This is a genomic window from Bradyrhizobium sp. MV1.5 (assembly GCF_055807615.1).
In genome coordinates, this window is record NZ_JBVVPL010000035.1 from 18,831 (window position 1) to 39,399 (window position 20,569).

At 65.8% G+C, this 20,569-nt stretch carries 15 protein-coding genes; 9 read left to right on the forward strand and 6 right to left on the reverse strand.

The features are described 5' to 3' along the window. Positions 1-253 precede the first annotated feature (253 nt). Both AC0L2J_RS26735 and pdeM read left to right on the forward strand, forming a co-directional pair. A complete protein-coding gene (locus AC0L2J_RS26735) occupies positions 254-2,830 on the forward strand; it encodes a ligase-associated DNA damage response DEXH box helicase (RefSeq protein WP_473395025.1) in 2,577 nt (858 codons plus the stop codon). A gap of 115 nt (positions 2,831-2,945) precedes the next feature. Then, on the forward strand, positions 2,946-3,644 hold the full coding sequence (gene pdeM, locus AC0L2J_RS26740; protein ID WP_473395026.1) for a ligase-associated DNA damage response endonuclease PdeM: 699 nt from the start codon (positions 2,946-2,948) through the stop codon (positions 3,642-3,644). 240 nt (positions 3,645-3,884) lie between these two features. On the opposite strand, the gene AC0L2J_RS26745 is transcribed toward pdeM, so the two are convergent. Continuing rightward, on the reverse strand, positions 3,885-4,748 hold the full coding sequence (locus AC0L2J_RS26745) for a LysR family transcriptional regulator (protein WP_473395027.1): 864 nt from the start codon (positions 4,746-4,748) through the stop codon (positions 3,885-3,887). Positions 4,749-4,847: 99 nt separating this feature from the next. Here AC0L2J_RS26745 and AC0L2J_RS26750 point away from each other — a divergent pair, with 99 nt between their 5' ends. Further along, positions 4,848-5,759 carry a DMT family transporter gene (locus AC0L2J_RS26750; RefSeq protein ID WP_473395028.1) on the forward strand — a complete coding sequence of 304 codons (912 nt, stop codon included), beginning with the start codon at positions 4,848-4,850 and terminating at the stop codon, positions 5,757-5,759. Positions 5,760-5,771: 12 nt separating this feature from the next. Continuing rightward, entirely contained in the window at positions 5,772-6,545 is a 774-nt protein-coding gene (locus tag AC0L2J_RS26755) for an MBL fold metallo-hydrolase (RefSeq protein ID WP_473395029.1), read from the forward strand. A 167-nt stretch (positions 6,546-6,712) separates the two neighbouring features. Here AC0L2J_RS26755 and AC0L2J_RS26760 read toward each other — a convergent pair whose 3' ends face one another. The 4 genes from AC0L2J_RS26760 to AC0L2J_RS26775 form a co-directional block, all read right to left on the reverse strand. Then, positions 6,713-7,483, reverse strand: a complete 771-nt coding sequence (locus tag AC0L2J_RS26760; RefSeq protein WP_473395030.1) for a TIGR02186 family protein — start codon at positions 7,481-7,483, stop codon at positions 6,713-6,715. After that, positions 7,480-8,397, reverse strand: coding sequence for a sulfite exporter TauE/SafE family protein (locus tag AC0L2J_RS26765; RefSeq protein WP_063994557.1), 918 nt, complete (start codon positions 8,395-8,397; stop codon positions 7,480-7,482). The genes AC0L2J_RS26760 and AC0L2J_RS26765 overlap by 4 nt, the downstream gene beginning before the upstream one ends. A 332-nt stretch (positions 8,398-8,729) precedes the next feature. Continuing rightward, positions 8,730-12,194 carry a tetratricopeptide repeat protein gene (locus AC0L2J_RS26770; protein ID WP_473395031.1) on the reverse strand — a complete coding sequence of 1,155 codons (3,465 nt, stop codon included), beginning with the start codon at positions 12,192-12,194 and terminating at the stop codon, positions 8,730-8,732. A 340-nt stretch (positions 12,195-12,534) separates the two neighbouring features. After that, a complete protein-coding gene (locus AC0L2J_RS26775; RefSeq protein WP_473395032.1) occupies positions 12,535-13,125 on the reverse strand; it encodes a PadR family transcriptional regulator in 591 nt (196 codons plus the stop codon). A gap of 201 nt (positions 13,126-13,326) precedes the next feature. On the opposite strand from AC0L2J_RS26775, the gene AC0L2J_RS26780 reads away from it, so the two are divergent. The 4 genes from AC0L2J_RS26780 (at position 13,327) to AC0L2J_RS26795 (ending at position 19,182) form a co-directional block, all read left to right on the forward strand. After that, the gene (locus AC0L2J_RS26780) at positions 13,327-13,713 is read left to right on the forward strand and encodes a nuclear transport factor 2 family protein (protein ID WP_473395033.1); all 387 of its coding nucleotides are present in this window, start codon (positions 13,327-13,329) and stop codon (positions 13,711-13,713) included. Between the two features lie 38 nt (positions 13,714-13,751). After that, entirely contained in the window at positions 13,752-15,542 is a 1,791-nt protein-coding gene (locus AC0L2J_RS26785) for an acyl-CoA dehydrogenase C-terminal domain-containing protein (RefSeq protein ID WP_473395034.1), read from the forward strand. Between the two features lie 69 nt (positions 15,543-15,611). Beyond that, positions 15,612-16,820 (forward strand): acetyl-CoA C-acetyltransferase, encoded by a 1,209-nt coding sequence (locus tag AC0L2J_RS26790; protein ID WP_473395035.1) that lies wholly within the window; start codon positions 15,612-15,614, stop codon positions 16,818-16,820. A 148-nt stretch (positions 16,821-16,968) separates the two neighbouring features. After that, positions 16,969-19,182, forward strand: coding sequence for an FAD-dependent oxidoreductase (locus AC0L2J_RS26795; protein ID WP_473395036.1), 2,214 nt, complete (start codon positions 16,969-16,971; stop codon positions 19,180-19,182). Between the two features lie 73 nt (positions 19,183-19,255). On the opposite strand, the gene gstA is transcribed toward AC0L2J_RS26795, so the two are convergent. After that, on the reverse strand, positions 19,256-19,870 hold the full coding sequence (gene gstA / locus AC0L2J_RS26800) for a glutathione transferase GstA (RefSeq protein WP_063994563.1): 615 nt from the start codon (positions 19,868-19,870) through the stop codon (positions 19,256-19,258). Positions 19,871-19,996: 126 nt separating this feature from the next. Between gstA and AC0L2J_RS26805 the strand changes: the two genes are divergently transcribed. Beyond that, complete coding sequence (locus tag AC0L2J_RS26805) at positions 19,997-20,491, forward strand: MarR family winged helix-turn-helix transcriptional regulator (RefSeq protein ID WP_007599417.1); 495 nt, start codon at positions 19,997-19,999, stop codon at positions 20,489-20,491. Positions 20,492-20,569: the final 78 nt, after the last annotated feature.

Sequence of the window (20,569 nt, forward strand, 5' to 3'; positions counted from 1 at the left end):
CATCGCACAGCGATGCGGGTGAGGGGGACTCTCCGCCAGCTGAGCTCGTGGAGGGGGGCCCCCCCCCCCCCCCCCCCCCCCCGGGGGGGGGGGGGGGGGGGGGGGCCCCCCCCCCCCTCCGCGGGGACGGCAGCAGTTGCCCTTGCGGATGCTCCCCCTCACCCGTCGCTTCGCGCCGGCCTCTCCCCGCAAGCGGGGAGAGGCGAAGTAAGCCCCCTCGACGAACCCACCCCCACGGCTTACCTGTGATGCCGTGCCGCCCCGCATCCGCAAAATCCCGGCCGAGCCTGCCGCGCTGTTGCCCGACCACTTCCAGGCGTGGTTCGCAGCCCGCGGCTGGTCGCCGCGCGCGCATCAATTGGCGCTGCTGGAGAAATCGCGCGAGGACCGGTCCGCATTGCTGATCGCGCCCACCGGCGCCGGCAAGACGCTGGCGGGATTTTTGCCGACGCTGGTCGAGCTGAGCTCTGCGCCCAAAGCTTCGGCGAAATCGGTTGTCTCCACCGGCCGCAGCCTGCAACGCAGCGGCGGCCTGCACACGCTCTACATCTCGCCGCTCAAGGCGCTCGCCGTCGATATCGCGCGCAACCTCGAGCGTCCGGTCGCCGAGATGGCGCTGCCGATCAAGATCGAGACCCGTACCGGCGACACGCCGACCTCGCGGCGGCAGCGGCAGCGGCGCTATCCGCCGGACATTTTGCTGACGACGCCGGAGCAGCTTGCCCTGCTGCTGTCCTCTGATGACGCGCCTTTCCTGTTCTCCTCGCTGAAGCGCATCGTGCTCGACGAGCTGCATGCGCTGGTGACGTCCAAGCGCGGCGATCTGCTGTCGCTCGGCCTGGCGCGGCTGTGGCGATTGGCGCCGCAGATGCGCGCGATCGGCCTGTCGGCGACCGTGGCCGAGCCGGAATCGCTGGCGCGCTTCCTGGTGCCGCAGCCCGGCGGCAAGGAAGCGGCGGCCGACATCGTCGTCGCCGGCGGCGCCGCGCCGCCGCTGGTCGAGATGATGGACACGCGCGAACGCCTGCCCTGGGCCGGCCACAGCGCGCGCCATGCGCTTCCCGAGATCTACGAGCTGATCAAGGCGAACAAGACCACGCTGGTTTTCGTCAACACCCGCAGCCAGGCCGAGATGCTGTTCCAGAATCTCTGGAGCATGAACGACGACAACCTTGCCATCGCGCTGCATCACGGCTCACTCGACGTCGCCCAGCGCCGCAAGGTCGAGGACGCGATGTCGGCGGGACGCTTGCGCGGCGTGGTCTGCACCTCCTCGCTCGACCTTGGCGTCGACTGGGGCGACGTCGATCTCGTCGTCAATATCGGCGCGCCCAAGGGTTCCTCGCGCCTGATGCAGCGCATCGGCCGCGCCAACCACCGGCTCGACGAAGCCTCGCGCGCGGTGCTGGTGCCCGCGAACCGCTTCGAGGTGCTGGAGTGCCGCGTCGCGATCGACGCCATCGCGGAGAATGCGCAGGACACGCCGCCGCTGCGCATCGGTGCGCTCGACGTGCTGGCGCAGCACGTGCTCGGCTGCGCCTGCGGCGAGCCGTTTTTCTCAGACGAGCTCTACGACGAAGTGCGCACCGCCGCGCCCTATGCCGATCTCACGCGGCAGGATTTCGACGACGTGGTCGATTTCGTTGCCTCCGGCGGCTACGCGCTGAAGACCTATGAGCGCTTCGCGCGCATCAAGCAAGACAAGGAAGGGCGCTGGCGCGTCGCCAATCCGAAGGTCCGGCAGAGCTACCGGATGAATGTCGGCACCATCATCGAGGATGACATGCTGAAGGTGCGGCTGGTGCGCTCGCGCGGCGGTGGTCAAGGAAAAGCAGGCGGATCGACAGGCGTGATCGCGCGCGGCGGCAGGCTGCTCGGCGAGATCGAGGAAGCCTTCATCGAAGGCCTCTCGCCCGGCGACACCTTCGTGTTCTCGGGCGAGGTGGTGCGCTACGAGACGCTGGTCGAGGATCAGGTCTATGTCTCGCGCGCCAACGACAAGGACCCGAAAGTGCCGTCCTATATGGGCGGCAAGTTTCCGCTCTCGACCTATCTGGCCGAACGCGTTCGCCGCTTGCTCGACGACGGGCGGGCGTGGGGCGCCTTGCCGGAGCAGGTGCGCGACTGGCTGTCGCTGCAAAAGGACGTCTCACGCGTGCCGGCGGTGCGCGAGCTACTGGTCGAGAGTTTTCCTCGCGCCAACAAGCATTACATCGTCTGCTACCCCTTCGAGGGCCGTCTCGCGCACCAGACGCTCGGCATGCTGTTGACGCGCCGGCTGGAGCGCGCCCGCGCTCGGCCGCTCGGCTTCGTCGCCAACGAATATGCGATCGCGGTCTGGGCGCTCGGCGACATGTCCGCCATGATCCGGGACGGCAGGATCGACCTCGACACGCTGTTCGATCCCGACATGCTCGGCGACGATCTCGAAGCATGGCTTGCCGAATCCGCGCTGATGAAGCGCACGTTCCGCAATTGCGCGATCATCTCCGGCCTGATCGCGCGCCGGCACACCGGCGAGGAGAAGAGCCGCCGCCAGGTGCTGTTCTCGACCGATCTCGTCTACGACGTCTTGCGAAAACACCAGGCCGACCACGTGCTGTTACGTGCCGCGCGGGCCGATGCCGCCACTGGCCTGCTCGATCTGCGTCGGCTCAGCGACATGCTCACCCGCATCCAGGGCCGCATCACGCACCGGGAACTCGATCGCGTCTCGCCGCTCGCGGTCCCCGTGATGCTGGAAATCGGCCGCGAGTCAGTCTATGGCGAAGCAGGAGACGAGCTCCTGGCCGAAGCCGCCGACGAGCTCGTCAAAGAGGCGATGGGATAGAGAATTTTCCAGTGAGGCGCGCTGATCCATCCACACCGTCATGCCCGGGCTTGACCCGGGCATCCACGTCTTTGTCTCCGTGGCAAGAACGTGGATGGCCGGGACAAGCCCGGCCATGACGGAGCAAGTGGCAATTTCGGTTACGACGACGCGCAGCGTTGACGTCGTAGGTATTCCGTTCATCGCCGATCTCTCCGGCGCGCTGTTCTGGGAAGAGCAGCGCCTGCTCGTCGTCTCCGACCTGCATCTGGAAAAAGGTTCCAGCTTCGCCATGCGCGGCGTGCTGCTGCCGCCTTACGACACCATCGCGACCCTTGGCCGGCTCGCTGCTGTCATCTCCCGCCATGATCCGCGAATCGTCATCGCGCTCGGCGACAGTTTTCACGATCGCACCGCGCACGGACGGCTGTCGACGGAGGATCGCGACGCGGTCGCCGCCTTGCAGGCTGGCCGCGACTGGATCTGGATCTCGGGCAACCACGATCCGATGCTGCCGAGCGATCTCGGCGGCACGGTCGCCGACGAAGTCGCGATCGGCCCGATCACCTTCCGCCACGAGCCGACCGGCGCATGCGGCGAGATCGCCGGCCATCTCCATCCCAAGGCCCGCGTCTCCGCGCGTGGCCGCTCGATGGAGCGCCGCTGCTTCGCCTCTGACGGCGAGCGCGCCGTGATGCCCGCCTTCGGCGCCTATGCCGGCGGCCTCAGCATCCGCGATGTGGCGTTTGCAAAAATCTTTCCGAAGAACGGTTTTGTCGCGCATTTGCTCGGCGACCGCCGCGTCCACGCGATCGCCGCGTCACGGTGTTATTGATTAGCTATCGCTTCAATCGGGGCTGAACACTCTCACCACGTGCACAACTGCGCTCCCTCCCCCCTTGTGGGGGAGGGCAGGGGAGGGGGGTAGCCCAGGAAAAGGTCTATCCATCTGCGCTCGTGCCGCGCGCGCTCCTCGAGAGAGTCCCCGTGTGGTACCCCTCTCCCTAACCCTCCCCCACAAGGGGGGAGGGAACGCACCGGTGTCGCGGCGACAGATCGCGACTATCGCAACGATTTACGCCGCCTTCGCCTGCACGTCGTCGCAGAACTCCGCGAGCCGATCGGCGAGCCGCAGGGTCGCGGGGCTCGCGCCCGGCGCGGCCATCAGCGCCACCTCGGTTCGGTTGATCGGCGCAAAGCCGTCCTTCGCGGTCAGCACGCGGTGGTCGGACTGGATCGCCATCTCCGACAGGATGCTCAAGCCCATGCCGGCGGCGACCGCGGCCTGGATGCCGGCGAGGCTCGAAGACGTATAGGACATGTGCCAGGGCCGGCCCGCACTTTCCAGCGCGTGGATGGCGCCGGCGCGGTAGAGGCAGCCGAGCGGAAAGCCGATCAGCGGCACCGAGGCGACATCGGCGTGGATCGGGTGGCTCTTGCTGGTGACCCAGTGCACCTGCTCCGGCCACACCGCGATCGCGCCCTTCGCGCCGGCCTCGCGCTTGAACAGCGCCAGATCCAGTTCGCCGCGATCGAGGTCGCGCGACAGGTTCTTGCTCTGGTCGGCGCGCACATCGAGCCGAAGCCCCGGATGCGAGCGTGAGAAGGCGCCGAGCAGTTTCGCCAGCCGATACGCCGCGAAATCCTCGGGGATGCCGAGCCGGATCGCGCCTTCGCCGTCGGGCTGGCGCAGCACGTCGCGGGCCTCTTCCGCAAGCGACAACAGCCGCCGCGCATAGGACAGCAACCGTTCGCCGGCCTCCGTCGGGCGCACGTCCTTGCCGTCGCGATGCAGCAGGACCTGGCCGACATCCTCCTCCAGCCGCTTGATCTGCTGGCTGACGGTCGACTGGGTGCGATGGACGCGCTCGCCGGCGCGAGTGAAGCCGCCGGCATCGACCACCGAGACGAAGCTGCGCAGGAGCTCCAGATCGAGCATGGGCGCCTCCATTCGAAAATCCACTGATGGTAAGTTAATCATTTAATTTCCAAATGACAAGCCGGGTCCCTAGATCGAGGGCACAGGAGAATGTCCCTCATGTCGCTCGCCCCCTCGCTTGCCGTTCCCCGCAGCCGCTTCAACGCGCTGCCGCTTGCGATCGGCCTGTTCTGCCTGCTCTGGAGCTACGCCTTCGTCGCCGGCAAGATCGGCGTCACCCATTGCCCACCGCTGATCCTGCTCGCTGCGCGCTTTTCGCTCGCCGGCATCTTGATCCTCGGTGCCACGCTGGCCCGCGGCGACGACTGGTCGCTGTCCTGGCGCGATGCCGCGATCTTCGCCGTTCTCGGCGTCGCCAACAACGCGCTCTATCTGGGCCTCGGCTACACCGGCCTGCAATCGGTCTCCGCCGGCCTCGGCGGCCTGATCGTGTCGGCCAATCCGGTGTTCACGGCGGGCCTCGCCGCGCTGCTGCTCGGCGAAGGCATGACCTGGCGCAAGGCGAGCGGCCTCCTGCTCGGCATCATCGGCGTGACCTTGATCGTCTGGCATCGCCTGTCCGTCGGCACCGACTCGCTGCACGGCATCGTGTTCACGCTGGCCTCGCTCGCCTCCCTCGTTGCCGGCACCATTTTGTTCAAGCTGCTCGCCCCGAAGGGAAGTCTATGGATCGGCAATGGCGTGCAGAATCTCGCCGCCGGCTTCGTGCTGACGCCGGTCGCGCTGACCTTCGCCGATCTTCGTGCCATCGACGTCACGCCGGGCCTGATCGGCGCCTTCGCCTTCCTCGTGCTCGGCGGCTCGATCCTCGCCTACTGGCTCTGGTTTCATCTCCTGAAAGTGTGTGGCGCGACGGCCGCCAGTGCCTATCATTTCCTGATGCCGCCGCTCGGCATGCTGTTCGCCTTCATCGTGCTTGGCGAGCACGTCGAGGCGCGCGATCTGCTCGGAATCATCCCGGTCGCACTTGGCATCTACCTGGTGACGCGGCCCGCCAAATTCGTCTCGTAACAGGAGTCCATCATGCCCATTTCCATCACCCTGATCGGCGGTCCCACTGCGCTGATCGAGATCGATGGCTTTCGCCTGCTCACTGACCCGACCTTCGATGCGCCGGGCGCCTATCAACTGCCGCACGTCAAGCTGGAGAAGACGATCGGCCCTGCGCTCAAGGCCGACGCAATCGGCCCGGTCGACGCGGTCCTGCTCAGCCACGACCAGCATTCCGACAATCTCGATAATTCCGGCCGCGACTATCTGCTTAGAGCGCCGCGCGCGCTGACGACTGAGGCCGGCGCCAAGCGCCTGGGCGGCCACGTCGAGGGCCTCGCGCCATGGGCGACCTCGCATCTGAAAGACGGTGACGGCAACACGCTGACGATCACGGCGACACCCGCGCGCCACGGCCCGGCCGGCATCGAGCCGCTGTCAGGCGACGTCATCGGCTTCGTGGTGTCGTCGAGCCGGACCGACACCACCTCGGTCTATATCAGCGGCGACACCACCTGGTTCGACGGCGTCGCCGAGGTCGCGCGCCGCTTCAAATGCGGCGTGGTGATGCCTTTCGCCGGCGCCGCGCAAACGCGCGGCCCGTTCCATCTCACCATGGACACCAACGACACCATCGAAACCGCACGCGCCTTCCCCGACGCGATGATCGTGCCGGTTCATACGGAGGGCTGGGCGCATTTCCGCCAGAACAGCGAGGATCTGCGCAAGACGTTTGACGTGCTCGGCTTCGGGACGCGGTTGCGATTGCTGGAGCCCGGCGTGCCCACGGTGGTGCAGGCGCCGTGAGCTCCCCCGGCGTCGTCCTGGCGAAAGCCAGGACCCATTACCCCAGGGAGCAGTTCGACGCTTAGTGGTAACTCCGAATCCCCGTAATCACGACTGTCTGTGGTTATGGGTCCTGGCCTTCGCCAGGACGACTCGGAGAGAGCGGCTGCGCTTCGCAATGACGGCGGCTAATCCTTCCTGAAAACGATCGACGCCATCCAGCCCGTCATCAGCGCCATCGCCGCCGTAACCAGTCCGTAGATCAACCCGTTCTGCCGGGCGGTGGTGGCGACGAACTGCTCGAAGCCGACCTTGACGATCTCGAAGGCGGTCTCGGTCTTGCCAATGAACGCGCCGTCGGCAAACAGCTTGATCTCCACCTCATAGGTGCCGATCGGCACCTCCGCCGGCAGTGGAATGCCGGTGCGGAACAGGGTCGGTGTCAGGAACGTCACCGCGCTCGGATCCTCGCGGTAGAGACCGCGCTGGGTGCGCAGGCGGATGAAGGCGGAGCGGAACGCGTCGTTCGGCACCACGTCGGCATAGTCGCCGCTGACGCGTTGGGTCAGAAGTACGTTGTTGAGCCCGATCTGCTGGCGCCGCGCGATCTCGGGCGAGGTAATGACATCGAAGGAGCGGTTGGCGAACAGCGCGAGATAGCTCGGCACCTCCAGGAACTGGCGGTAGTCGGTGTTGATCCAGATCCCGAACGTGCGCTCCTTGCGCCGCGTCACCATGTCGGCGCGCGGGCCCATCACGGTGACGAGGAGATCGTAGGTCTTGCGGTCGACGGGCGTGGAGCCGTCCTTCTCGACCGAGCCGAACAGCACCAGCTCCTCGCCGGAATAGTTCGGCGTCACCGTGACGCGATGGTTGGAGACCGACACGATCAGCCGCTCGGCGCGTGCAGCGGAGCCGAGCAGCAGAACGAGCAGGACCGCGAGAGCTGCGCGCATCATCCGTTCACCCCCAGTTCGCGGATGGTGAAGAGGTCTTCGGGCCGGATCACCAGCTCGATCGCGAAACGAACACCGACCGAGAGGATCAAGAGGCCAAGCAGCAGCCGCAATTGCTCGCCGCGAATCTTCTGGCCGGCGCGTGCGCCGAATTGGGCGCCGGTGACGCCGCCGACCATCAGGATCAGCGCCAGCACCGCATCGACCAGATGATTTGTCACCGCGTGCAGCAGGGTCGCAAACAACATCGTGACCAGCGTCAGGACCATCGAGGTGCCGATCACCGTCGAAGTCGGCACCCGCAGTAGATAGATCATGATCGGCACCAGGATGAAGCCGCCGCCGATGCCCATGATGGCGCCGATGAAGCCGATCACGATGCCGACGATCACGACCGGGATCACCGAGAGGTAGATCTTGGAGCGCTTGAACCGCATCTTCAGCGGCAGGCCATGGATCCAGTTATGCGTGCGTCGCGGCGGCACCGCGCCACGCCGGGTCCGCATCAGGGCACGCAGGCCTTCGGAGAACATCAGGCTGCCGACGGTGGTGAGCAGCACGACGTAGGACAGTGCGATCATCAGATCGAGCTGGCCGAGCGCGCGCAGCTGCGTGAAGGTCCACACGCCAAGCGCCGTCCCGGTGACGCCGCCGCACAACAGCACGCTCGCCAGCGCCGGATCGATCGCACGCCGCCGCCAATAGGCGAGCGCGCCGGAAAAGGACGAGGCGGCGATGTGGCTCGCGACAGAGGCGACCGCGACCGCCGGCGTGATGCCGATGAAGATCAGAAGCGGCGTCATCAGGAAGCCGCCGCCGATTCCGAACATGCCGGAGACGAAGCCGACCGCCGCGCCCATCGCCAGCACGAGGAAGACGTTGACCGGAAGATCGGCGATCGGGAGATAGAGCTGCATCGAGAGACCACGCTTCTCGCGAGACGGATCGATTGCGCGGAATGCTCGCAGGAGGGCAGAACGATTGCCGCGCCCTTCAATAGCGGAATTCGACGGCGGGCGGGACCAGGAATTTCGGGCGTGGTGAATGGGGGTGAGGAGGGTGATCGAGGCGCCGTGGCTCCTCCGATGTCGTCCTGGCGAAAGCCAGGACCCATCATCCCGACTGGTTGCTATCGCGGCAGGCTGTGGCCACAGCGTCCTTCAACAACGGCTGCTTGTGGTAATGGGTCCTGGCTTTCGCCAGGACGACCAGGTGGGATTTTTCCTAAGAGACGATTGAGCGGCCGCTCTCAGCGCACCGCCGACGCCGCGCGCTTGGCGGCAACCGGCTTCGGCGCAGGCTTCGCGTTGGCCTGCGGGGCGCTGTCCCAGCCGCCATTCGGGGCCGCAACGTTGACGGCGTCGTCGGGCTGCGGCTCGGCGCTGAAGGTCTGGATCGCGAGCTTGGCGGCGGCGAGCGATTGCGGGTCGAGACGCTTGGCGACGTCGTCGCGCTTGGTTGCTGCGTCCGCGTCGCCCTGGGCGGCGGCGAGGGTAAACCATTTGTAGGACTCGGCGAGGTTCTGCTCCACACCGATGCCGCGGGCATAGAGAATGCCGAGGTTGAACTGGCTGTCGGCGACGCCGCGGTCGGCGGCCTTCCGGAACCACAGTGCCGCGCTCTTGTAGTTGGCGCCGCGTCCGCCGCCGTCGGCGTCGAGCACCGCGAGATTGTGCATCGCCTTGGCGTTGCCGCGCTCGGCCGCCTGCGTGTAGTAGCGGCGGGCGATGTCGGCGTCCTTCTTCACGCCGAGACCCTTTTCGTAGAGTGTCCCGAGGCGGAAGGTCGCGGGCACCACGCCGGCCTGCGCCGCGCGGTCGTACCATTTGGCGGCTTCGTCGTAATTCGCGGCCACGCCCTTGCCCTCGGCAAAGCGCACGCCGATCTCGTAGGCCGCGGTCGCATCGCCCTTCATCGCGGCGGTACGCAAGCCGGGGCCACCGATGCCGTCCGGCAGCTTTTCGCTCGGCGGCACCTGGATCGTCGCGAGTTTCGTGCGGCTCGTGCCCGACAGCGCGCCGGTGATGTCGCTGGAGGCCGGCTGCGGCGCTGCGGCAGGCACCGGCGGAATTTCGACCGAGGCTGAGTTGCCCGAACTGCCGGCGGGAGCCGGCGCGGCATTGTTCTGGGATTGCCGCCCGATCGGGGTCGGCGAGGTCATCGACGGCGTGACCTGCTCGGGCGTGGCGGGCTTGTTCTCCACCGGCGGCGGGGCCTGCGGTGCGGGTGCGGGCGACGAATTCTCCATCGCCTGCGGCGTCGGCGACGGGCTGCCATCGAGCAGGTTCATCGCCATCTTGAAGGTGCCGAGCACGATCACGACCACGCTTGCGCCAACCAGCAGCGAGCGGATCTTCGAGGTGATGGTCGAGCCACCTTCCTGGCCCTTGTCCTTGGCGCGGGCAATTGCGGCCTTGGCGCCACGGGCCGGTTTCTCGGTCGGCTGCGCGGCGGCGGCCTGCGCGGCGCGTCGCGCGGCGGCAATGAAGCTCGACGACGACACCGGCTCCTTGGGCGCGGCCGGGATGTCGCTGATTGCGCTTTCGGACGCAGCAATGCGCTCCGACGGCGTGGCAAGCCGTGCACCCGGCCTTGTGCCCGGCTCGAGCGGATGATCCGGCGGCAGTTCGGGCGCAAGCGCGGCGCGCGTGGGCGCCGTATGCGGCTCCAGGATTTCGCTGATCGCGCGTGGCGGAACCGGCGGTGCCATCGGCATCGGCATCGGCATCGGCGGCGGCGCTGCCGGCGCGGCGGCGTGGAATTCGCGCGGCGCGGCGGCGAAGGCGGCGTGCGCCGCCTGCGCGGCGGCCGGATTGGGCAGCTCGGGCTTCGGATCGTATGTCGGATGCTGCTGTTGCTGCGGCCGTGGATCGCGCGCCATCGGCGCGGTCTCCATGGGAGCAGCCATCGGCGTTGGCTGCGGCATCGGCGCAGGGGCGGGCGGCGCGGTGCGCACATTGCGCAAATCGCCCTCGATCATCGAGAGACGATCGACGACGTGGCCGAGTGCGTTGTGGACGGCCTCCAGTGAATCCTGGGTGGTCCGGTTGGTCTCGGCCTGGCTGAAGCGGATGTCGGAGAGCTCGCGCTTGACGAGATCGACCATGCCGGACTCGGCAGGCGGCGCGGAATTGCGGCTCTCGGCCAGCGCGGAATAGGTCGCCTGCTGCCGCTCCAGGTGGCGCAGAATGTCGTGCAGCCCGTCCTCGACGCGACTGAAATTGCCGTTGCGCGGATCGGAGGCGGCCTCGAGCCGCTCCAGCAGATACGAGACCCGCTGTTCAAGATGAGCAAAGGTCGAAGCCGAGTCGTTGCCGACCTGCATGCGGTCGAAACGATCGGACAGGGCACGGATCGCGCTTTCGAGCTGCTCGCTGCTCTCGGACGGCTGAGGGCGCTCGCGCGTTTCCAGAGCGGCGGTGAGCGCCGCGATGCGCTGCTCCAGCACCGCAAAACTGTCGCCATGGCCGGACGAACGGGTGACCTGGTCGACCTTGGACGACAGCAGCTGCACGTCGTCCGAGAGCCGTGCCAGCGCTTCGTTGGAGGCGACGTTGGAGACGATGCCGCGCAGCGCCGTGATCGCGCCTTCGAGCTGGCGGACCGTCGAGGGATCGTCATTGGCGCGCAGGATCAGATCGAGCTTGGCCCCGAGATTGCGGATCGCCTCGTCATAGCCGGTGAGCTGCTCGGCCGGCGTCAGCGTGCGGAGCACCTGCTTGATTTCGGACAGCGCGTGCTCGATCCCGGACAGGACCTGACCGTCGGTGCCGTTGGAACGGGTCTCGTCGATGCGCCGATGCAGCGAGCGGATCTCGTTCTCGATCGATTCGATCGCGCGGCGCGGCATCGCCTCGGTGATGGCGTTGCGGATCTCCGCAAGCTCGCTGCGGAAACTGTTGATCGCCTGCTCGGTATTGTCGGGGCGCTGGAGCGATTCGATCTGGCTCGTGATCTTGAGCAGATGGCGCTCGAGCGCAGAGAAATCCGGCCCCGGCTGCGGTGGTGGCGGAGCGTAGGCAGGTACGGGCGGCGCCATCGGGGGCGCGTAAGAAGCTGCCGCAGGGGCGATCGGCGGCGCGGCGCGCGGCGGCATCTGCCTGGGCGTAAAGCCGTCGAGCTCGCTCTGCCGCGCCGTGATCTCGGCGACCGCGACGTCGAACGAAGCGGGGCTCAAGGGCGGTGAGCTGCGATAGACCTGCGCTGCCGCGCGCTCGACCGCATCGGCCTGGCGCTGGCGCATTTCAACGGGGGCCTGTCGCGGTGCCGGAGCCTGCTGCGGCTTTGAGATTTGCGACAGCCTAGCATCGAGCCGCGAGATCGCGTCGTTGAGCTGGCGCGCAACGCCAACGCCCTGCTCGCGCGAGACGTCTTGTCGGGGAGTATCTTGTCGCGAAGAATCTTGCCGCGGCGCGGGCTTCGAAATTCGTTCGATCTGTTGGGTGATGGCATCGAGCCGCTGGTGGATGTCGGCGACTTCGCGGCTTTCCTGGCTCGGCACCTGACTCGGTGCGTGACTCGGGACTTGGCTCGGAACGTGCTGGGCTTGCGGACGCTGGTCGTACAGTCCGCGAAAGTTTGGTGGCGCGGTCTCGCCGAGTGTGGAGTTCAGCCAATCGTTGAGTGACATGCCGGCGCGACGCGCAGCAGCTTCGGCCCGCTCCCGGACGGAGGGATCGATGCCGTCAACACTCCACGATACGCGCGAATTCATGACTCTGTCCGGTCCCGACTCCGGCGCCCCACCCGGCGCCTCCAGTCTCCCCTCGCGTGCCGGTTGAAAGACAATCGGATTTGGCGCGGGTCGTCTGCCTCGAAAACCGACTTTTGTCTGTTACGGTAAATAACGGGTTAAGGAACCCATTGACGGTGTCTTAAAGTTGGGCGGCCTTCCAGGACGAGAGCAGGTGCGCTCCCTCCCCCGCTTGCGGGGGAGGGTTGGGGAGAGGGTGTTTCCACAATCGAGAACCCCCGAGATGAGAGAGCCCTCACCCGCGCCTTCGGCGCGACCTCTCCCGCAAGCGGGAGAGGCGACGAGCACCGCCGAAGCCGGTCTAGCCCTTGCCCTCGCGCTTGCCTTCCTCCAGCGGCACGACCGTGCCCTTGCCGCTCATTGCCGACAGCGCCTCGAGAGCCTCCTCGCAGAAGTCGGCGACCATCTGCTCGTGCCGGGCGCCGAGCTGAAGCAGCAGCAAATTACCGAGGTCGAGCACGCCGGACGCCGCCCCTTCCGGAAAGCGCTTCTTCAGGATGCGCTCGTAGTTCTCGTGGCGATCGCGGTGGTGTTCGAGCCGGGCCATCAGGTCGGTGCGCATCGGCTCGAGGCCGATGCTGTCCAGCGCGTGCAGCCGCACCAGGAGGTCGTCCTTGATGGAAGGGGGCGTGCTTGGCCGCGCAGCCCAGTGCCGCAGCGCTGTTCGGCCCTCCGGAGTCAGCGTATAGATCAGTTTATTGGGCTTGCCCGTCTGCACGACCTCGCGGCCCTGGATGTAGCCGCGGTCGCGCAGCTTGGAGAGCTCGCGGTAGATCTGCTGGTGGTCGGCCTTCCAGAAGAAGCCGATCGAGGAATCGAATGTCTTGGCGAGCTCGTAGCCCGTCATCGGACGTTCCGTCAGGCATGCGAGGATTGCGTCGCCCAAAGCCATGACCCGGTCCTCCTGTTCTCGACCTTGACCAATTGGCTTGACTTTATGCGCATCGGCGCATATGCGTCAATGTGCATATGAGGTGATCCAAGAACGAGGGCAAACACCGCCCCGAAAACCCCAATGGAATCAACCTTCGCGCTACTGTGCATGGGGTTGTTTTCGCGTTTTTCTTGCCGAAGCCTTTAGGGAGGCAGCTGAATGACCGGCCTCGAGTCCTGGTACGGCTACATGAAGTCGCATGACCGGGCAGCGCTCCGGGACCTGCTCCATCCCGACGCGATCTTCGAAAGCCCCGTCGTGCACGCGCCGCAGCGCGGCCGTGACATCACTTTCAAATATCTCGTCAGCGCCGAGAAGGTGCTCGGCGGTCCCGGCTTCACCTATGTCGGCGAATGGAAGAGTGAGCGCGGCGCGGTGCTCGAATTCAAGACCATCATCGACGGCATCGAGATCAATGGCGTCGACATCATCAGCTTCGATCCGGAGGGGCGCATCACGCATTTCAAGGTGATGGTGCGGCCGCTCAAGGCGATCAACATGCTGCATCGCCTGATGGCGGAGCAGCTTGCAGCCGCTCAATCCTAAGCCAGTATCATCACTTCAAGGCCTGCCGGGAGACCACCATGCCGATCTACAAAGCCCCCGTCGAAGACGTGAACTTCCTGCTCAACGACGTCTTCCAGATCGATCGCTACGACAATCTGGCCGGCTTCTCCGATGCGTCGAGCGACGTGCGTGAAGCCATTTTGGGCGAAGCCGCCAAGCTTGCCGAAGAGGTGCTGCAGCCGCTCAATCGCGTGGGCGATCTCGAGGGCTGCAAGCGCGCCGATGACGGCAGCGTCACCACGCCAAAGGGATTCAAGGAGGCGTTCAAGCAGGTCGCCGAGGGCGGCTGGCTCGGCCTGTCAGCGCCGACCGAGTTCGGCGGCCAGGGCCTGCCGGTGACGCTCTCGCAGGCCGTCAACGAATTCCAGATCTCCGCCAACATGGCGTTCTCGATGTATGGCGGCCTCACCATGGGCGCGACCGCGGCGCTGATCGTCCACGGCACGCCGGAGCAGAAGCAGACCTACGTGCCGAAGATGGTGGCGGGCGAGTGGACCGGCACCATGAATTTGACCGAGCCGCATTGCGGCACGGACCTTGGCATGCTCCGCACCAAGGCGGTGCGGCAGCCCGACGGCAGCTTCAAGATCACGGGCACCAAGATCTTCATTTCGGCCGGCGAGCATGACCTCGCGCCCAACATCATCCACCTCGTGCTGGCCCGCATCGAGGGCGCGCCCGCCGGCATCAAGGGCGTGTCGCTGTTCGTGGTGCCGAAATTCATGGTCAATGCCGATGGTTCGGTGGGGCAGCGCAACGGTGTGGTCTGCGGCTCGATCGAGCACAAGATGGGCATCCACGGCAATTCCACCTGCGTGATGAACTACGACAACGCCGTCGGCTGGCTGATCGGCGAAGAGAACAAGGGCATGCAGGGCATGTTCGTGATGATGAACGAGGCCCGCCTCGGCGTCGCCGTTCAGGGTCTCGCGCAGTCGGAAGTCGCCTATCAGAACGCGGTCGCCTATGCCCGGGATCGCATCCAGGGCCGTTCGCTCACCGGTGCCAAGGCGCCGGACAAGCCGGCCGATCCGATCATCGTCCATCCCGACGTGCGCCGCACGCTGCTGTCGATCCGCGCCTTCAACGAGGCCGCGCGCGCCTTCGTGATGTGGACCGCGCTGAAGAGCGACGTCGCCCATCGCTCCGAGGATCCCAAGGACCGCCAGGCCGCCGACGATCACATGGGCTTGATGACACCGGTGCTGAAAGGCTTCCTCACCGATTACGGCTTCGCCAACGCGGTGCAGGCGCAGCAGATGTATGGCGGCCACGGCTACATCGCCGAGCAGGGCATGGAGCAGTTCGTGCGCGACGCCCGCATCGCCATGATCTACGAAGGTGCCAACGGCATCCAGGCGCTCGACCTCGTCGGGCGCAAGCTGCCGCGCGATGGCGGCCGCGCCATCATGGCGTTCTTCGGCGAGGTCATGGCCTTCGCCAAGGAGAACGGCGGCGACGAGGCGATGAAGCCTTTCATCACCCCGCTCTCGACTTCGTTCGGCCATCTCCAGCAGGCCACCACCTGGCTGATGCAGAACGCGATGGCCAAGCCCGACAATGCAGGTGCCGCCGCGACCGATTACCTGAATCTCTTCGGCTTCGTCGCGCTCGGCTATATGTGGGCGAAGATGGCGAAGGTGACGCAAGCCAAGATTGCCGAGAGCGGGACGACGCCCTATCTCTCGACCAAGCTCGTCACCGGCCGCTTCTTCATGGAGCGGATGCTGCCGGAGACCGCCGCCAATCTCGCGCGCATCCAGGCCGGCTGCGCCACCATCATGGAACTGCCGGCGGAAGCGTTCTGAGGATTCCGCCCCACCAATAATAGCGACCGCGCGGCGGTCGCGACCAATAGCTGCAATCAGGAGGCTCCCATGGCAGATGCCTATATTTACGACCACGTCCGCACCCCGCGCGGTCGCGGCAAGGCGGACGGCGCGCTGCACGAGGTCACCGCGCTCGCGCTTGCGACCGTGCCGCTCAAGGCGCTCAAGGACCGCAACAACCTGCCGGAAGATTCCGTCGATGACGTCATTCTCGGCGTGGTCGATCCCGTCGGCGAAGCGGGCTCCGACATCGCGCGCTTTGCCGCGCTGAAGGCGGGCCTCGGCGAAGCCGTGCCGGGCGTGCAGATCAGCCGCTTCTGCGCCTCCGGCCTCGATGCCGTGAATTTTGCCGCAGCCCAGGTGATGAGCGGCCAGCACGAGCTCGTGATCGGCGGCGGTGCCGAATCGATGAGCCGCGTCGGCATCGGCGCCTCCGGCGGCGCCTGGCCGATGGACCCGTCGATGGCGGTGCCCTCATATTTCATGCCGCAAGGGGTCTCTGCCGATCTGATCGCGACCAAATACGGCTTCTCGCGCGACGACGTCGACGCCTATGCGGTGCAGAGCCAGCAGCGTGCGGCGAAGTCCTGGGATGAAGGCCGCTTCGACAAGTCGGTCGTCCCGGTGAAGGACATCAACGGTCTCACCATCCTCGCCAAGGACGAGCATATGCGTCCCTCGACGACGATGCAGTCGCTGGCGCAGTTGCAGCCGGCGTTCACGATGATGGCGCAGATGGGCGGCTTCGATGGCGTCGCGGTGCAGTCGCATCCGGAAATCGAACGCGTCAATTACGTGCACCACGCCGGCAATTCGTCGGGCATCGTCGATGGTGCCGGCGCGGTTCTGCTCGGCAGCAAGGAAGCCGGCGGCAAGTACGGCCTGAAGCCGCGCGCAAAGATCCGCGCCTTCGCCAATATCGGCTCTGAGCCCGCGATGATGCTGACCGGCCCGGTCGACGTCACCGAAAAGCTGTTTGCGCGCTCCGGCATGAAGAAGTCGGACATCGACCTGTTCGAGCTCAACGAGGCCTTCGCCTCCGTCGTGCTGCGCTACATCCAGGCCTTCGACATCGACAACGCCAAGATCAACGTCAATGGCGGTGCCATCGCGCTCGGCCATCCGCTCGGCGCGACCGGTGCCATGATCCTCGGGACCGTGCTCGACGAGCTCGAGCGCACCAATAAGTCGACCGCGCTGGTGACGCTGTGCATCGGCGGCGGCATGGGCACCGCCACCATCATCGAGCGGGTGTAACGAGCAGCCCGTAGGGTGGGCAAAGCGAAGCGTGCCCACCACTGCTGCCTTCGCGAATGATGGTGGGCACGGCGCAAGAGCGCCTTTGCCCACCCTACGAGATCACCGTCAACCGCCGCGCCGAAGACGGCACCGAGGAGCAACCAGCATGGCTTACAAGAACTTCAAGGTCGAGACCGATTCCGACGGCATCGCGCTGGTGACCTGGGACATCCCGGGCCGTTCGATGAACGTGCTCGACGAGACCTCGACCAGCGAGCTCGACGCGATCGTCAAGGCGACCACGGCGGATGCTGCAGTGAAGGGCGTCGTTATCACCTCCGCCAAGGAAGCGTTCTGCGCGGGTGCCGATCTGTCCATGCTCGAAAGCATGAACCAGGCCTACGCAAAAGTGTTTGGGGAGCAGGGCGAGACGGCGGCAAACCAGATGCTGTTCGAGCAGAGCCGGCGCTTCTCGCAGGTGCTGCGCTCGATCGAGACCTCCGGCAAGCCGTGGGCGGCCGCGATCAACGGTCTCGCGCTCGGCGGCGGTTTCGAGATCACGCTGTGCTGCCACTATCGCGTGGCGGCGGAGAATCCCAAGACCCGCCTCGGCCTGCCCGAGGTCAAGGTCGGCCTCTTCCCGGGCGCCGGCGGCACGCAGCGCGTGCCGCGCCTAGTGCCGCCGCAGGACGCGATGACGATCCTGCTCAAGGGCGATCCGGTCACGATCGAGAAAGCCAAGGCGCTGAATCTGATTCACGCCATCGTTCCCGCCGCCGATCTCGTCAAGGCGGCAAAGGACTGGATCAAGGGCGGCGGCAAGGCTGTCGCGCCCTGGGACGAGAAGGGCTTCAAGCTGCCGGGCGGCCCGGTGTTCTCCAAGGCCGGCATGATGATGTTCCCCGCGGGCAATGCGATCTATCGCCGCGAGACCTACGACAATTATCCGGCCGCACGCGCGATCATGAGCTGCGTCTATGAAGGCCTGCAGCTGCCGATCGACGCCGCATTGCGGGTGGAATCGCGCTACTTCACCTCGGTGCTGCGCTCGAAGGAAGCGGCGGCGATGATCCGCAGCCTGTTCCTGTCGATGCAGGAATTGAACAAGGGTGCGCGCCGTCCGAAGGATGTGCCGCCGACCAAGGTGAAGAAGATCGCCGTGATCGGCGCCGGCTTCATGGGTGCGAGCGTCGGCTATGTCTCGGCCCGTGCCGGCCTCGACGTCGTCCTGATCGATCGCGACCAGGAGAGCGCCGACAAGGGCAAGGCGCATGCGCAAAAGGTGATCGAGGAGCAGATCAAGAAGGGCCGCGCCAAGCCCGGCGACGCAGAAGCCCTGCTCGCGCGCATTACGCCGACCGCGGACTATTCCGCGCTGAAGGACGTCGATCTCGTCATCGAAGCCGTGTTCGAGGACCGCAAGGTCAAGGCTGATACCTTTGCCAAGGCGCAGGAGCATATGAAGCCGGACGTGATCTTCGCGTCCAACACCTCGACGCTTCCGATCACCTCGCTGGCGGAATCCTTCAAGGACCAGGGCAGGTTCGTCGGCATCCACTTCTTCTCGCCGGTGGAGAAGATGATGCTGGTCGAGATCATCCAGGGCAAGAACACCGGCGATCTCGCGATCGCGACCGCGCTCGACTACGTCCGGCAGATCGGCAAGACGCCGATCGTCGTCAACGACAGCCGCGGCTTCTTCGCCAATCGCTGCGTCGGCCGCTACGTCGCCGAAGGCAACGAGATGTTCCTCGAAGGCGTGCCGCCCGCGATGATCGAGAACTGCGCCAAGATGGCCGGCATGCCGGTCGGCCCGCTCTCGCTGTCGGACGAGGTCGCGCTCGACCTCGGGCTCAAGATCATGAAGGCGACGGAAGCCGACCTCGGCCCCAACGCCATCAATCCCGATCAGAAGAAGCTGATGGTGGAAATGGTCGAGAAGCAGGGCCGTCTGGGCCGCAAGAACAGCAAGGGCTTTTACGACTACCCCGAGAAGGGCAAGGGACAGAAGAGCCTGTGGCCCGGCTTGTCTGCGCTGCAGCCCAAGCAACTCGACCCTGATACGCTCGACGTCGAGGAGTTGAAGCAGCGCTTCCTGGTGGTGCAGGCGGTGGAAGCCGCGCGCACGGTGGAGGACCACGTCATCACCGATCCGCGCGAGGCGGATGTCGGCTCGATCCTCGGCTTCGGCTTTGCGCCGTTCACCGGTGGCACGCTGTCCTACATCGACTTCATGGGCACGAAGAAATTCGTCGAACTTTGCCACAAGCTGGAGGCGAAATACGGCTCGCGCTTCACCCCGCCGAAACTCCTCGAGGAGATGGCCGCGAAGGGCGAAACCTTCTACGGCCGCTTCGCTCCGAACAAGGCGGCGGCGTGATTCTCTGAACCCCCTAGCCGGGATGAAAAAAATGAAAGGCCGGATTCTCGATCCGGCCTTTCGCATGTGCGCCTCAGGCGGCCTGAATCAGTCCTTCCTTCTTCATCGCTTCCTGTACCTGCGGCCGCGCCGCGACGCGGGTCTTGTACGCGGCAAGGTTCGGCATCGCCGAGAGGTCGAACTTCATCCGGTCGCCCCAGGTCAGCATCGTGAAGAGATAGCCGTCAGCCACCGTGAACTGCTTGCCCATGAGGTAGTCGCGGCCGGCGAGCTGGCTGTCGATGTATTTCAGCTTGCCCATGACGCGGTCCTTGAAAAAGGCCTTGGCCTCGTCGTTCAGCGCCGGCGCGAACATCGGGCCGAAGCTCTTGTGCACCTCGGATGTGAGGAAGTTCAGCCATTCGAGCAGCTTGTAGCGCTCGGAGCTGCCGTGGGCCGGCGCAAGCGCCTTGGCCGAGGCCTGATCGGCGATCATCTGGACAATCACCGGGCCTTCGGTCACGATCTCTCCGCTATCGAGGCCCAGCGCAGGGACCTGGCCCTTGGGGTTCAGCTTCAGATAATCCTCACCGTTTTCGAGCTTCTTGGCCCGGATATCGACCTTGACCAGTTCATAGGGCAGGCCGGCTTCCAGGAGCGCGATATGGGGGGATAGCGAGCAGGCACCGGGCGAATAGTACAATTTCATGGAATTTCCTCCTCTTGTTGCTTGGTTCAGGCGAAAGAACGACTACATGCATCTGCTTGAAATAGTCAAGATTGATGCAGGTGCATCGAATAGGGTAAGAGACGGGCGACGAGCTTGAGCGGGACCATGAAACGCAAACCATCGACCGAGGCGACTTCCGCCTGGATCCGCTTGATGCGGGTGCAGAGCCGTGTGCTCAATTGCGTCGAGCAGGACCTGAAGAAGGCCGGCTTCCCACCGCTGGCATGGTATGACGCGCTGCTCGAACTGTCACGGGCGCCCTCGGGCGAGCTCCGGCCGGTCGAACTCGAACGGCAGATGCTGATCCCGCAATATTCGACATCGCGGCTGATCGACCGCCTGGTCGACGAAGGTCTCGCCTCGCGGCGCGAATGCAAGATCGACAAGCGCGGCCAGTTCGTGGAGATCACGGAAGCCGGCCGCGAATTGCAGAAGCGGATGTGGGGCGCCTATTCGGCCGCGATCGAGAAATATGTCGGTTCGAAACTGTCCGATGCGGATGCCGTCAAGCTCAGCGGTCTGCTCGACCGTCTGGGCTGCTCGTGCGGCGAGATGAAACTGCCGCCTGCCCACGTCAACGAAACCACACCGTTGCGATGATCGCGCGGCACACCAGTTCGTCCGTGCAGCCGGTGGCTGCGCGGACTATCCCTGTCACCCACGCGCGTTCGATCGAAG

Excerpts from the sequence above, each read along its gene's own strand:
- pdeM (WP_473395026.1), top strand. The coding sequence starts at position 2,946 with ATGACGGAGCAAGTGGCAATTTCGGTTACGACGACGCGCAGCGTTGAC.
- AC0L2J_RS26745 (WP_473395027.1), bottom strand. The coding sequence starts at position 4,748 with ATGCTCGATCTGGAGCTCCTGCGCAGCTTCGTCTCGGTGGTCGATGCC.
- AC0L2J_RS26750 (WP_473395028.1), top strand. The coding sequence starts at position 4,848 with ATGTCGCTCGCCCCCTCGCTTGCCGTTCCCCGCAGCCGCTTCAACGCG.
- AC0L2J_RS26755 (WP_473395029.1), top strand. The coding sequence starts at position 5,772 with ATGCCCATTTCCATCACCCTGATCGGCGGTCCCACTGCGCTGATCGAG.
- AC0L2J_RS26760 (WP_473395030.1), bottom strand. The coding sequence starts at position 7,483 with ATGATGCGCGCAGCTCTCGCGGTCCTGCTCGTTCTGCTGCTCGGCTCC.
- AC0L2J_RS26765 (WP_063994557.1), bottom strand. The coding sequence starts at position 8,397 with ATGCAGCTCTATCTCCCGATCGCCGATCTTCCGGTCAACGTCTTCCTC.
- AC0L2J_RS26770 (WP_473395031.1), bottom strand. The coding sequence starts at position 12,194 with ATGAATTCGCGCGTATCGTGGAGTGTTGACGGCATCGATCCCTCCGTC.
- AC0L2J_RS26775 (WP_473395032.1), bottom strand. The coding sequence starts at position 13,125 with ATGGCTTTGGGCGACGCAATCCTCGCATGCCTGACGGAACGTCCGATG.
- AC0L2J_RS26780 (WP_473395033.1), top strand. The coding sequence starts at position 13,327 with ATGACCGGCCTCGAGTCCTGGTACGGCTACATGAAGTCGCATGACCGG.
- AC0L2J_RS26785 (WP_473395034.1), top strand. The coding sequence starts at position 13,752 with ATGCCGATCTACAAAGCCCCCGTCGAAGACGTGAACTTCCTGCTCAAC.
- AC0L2J_RS26790 (WP_473395035.1), top strand. The coding sequence starts at position 15,612 with ATGGCAGATGCCTATATTTACGACCACGTCCGCACCCCGCGCGGTCGC.
- AC0L2J_RS26795 (WP_473395036.1), top strand. The coding sequence starts at position 16,969 with ATGGCTTACAAGAACTTCAAGGTCGAGACCGATTCCGACGGCATCGCG.
- gstA (WP_063994563.1), bottom strand. The coding sequence starts at position 19,870 with ATGAAATTGTACTATTCGCCCGGTGCCTGCTCGCTATCCCCCCATATC.
- AC0L2J_RS26805 (WP_007599417.1), top strand. The coding sequence starts at position 19,997 with ATGAAACGCAAACCATCGACCGAGGCGACTTCCGCCTGGATCCGCTTG.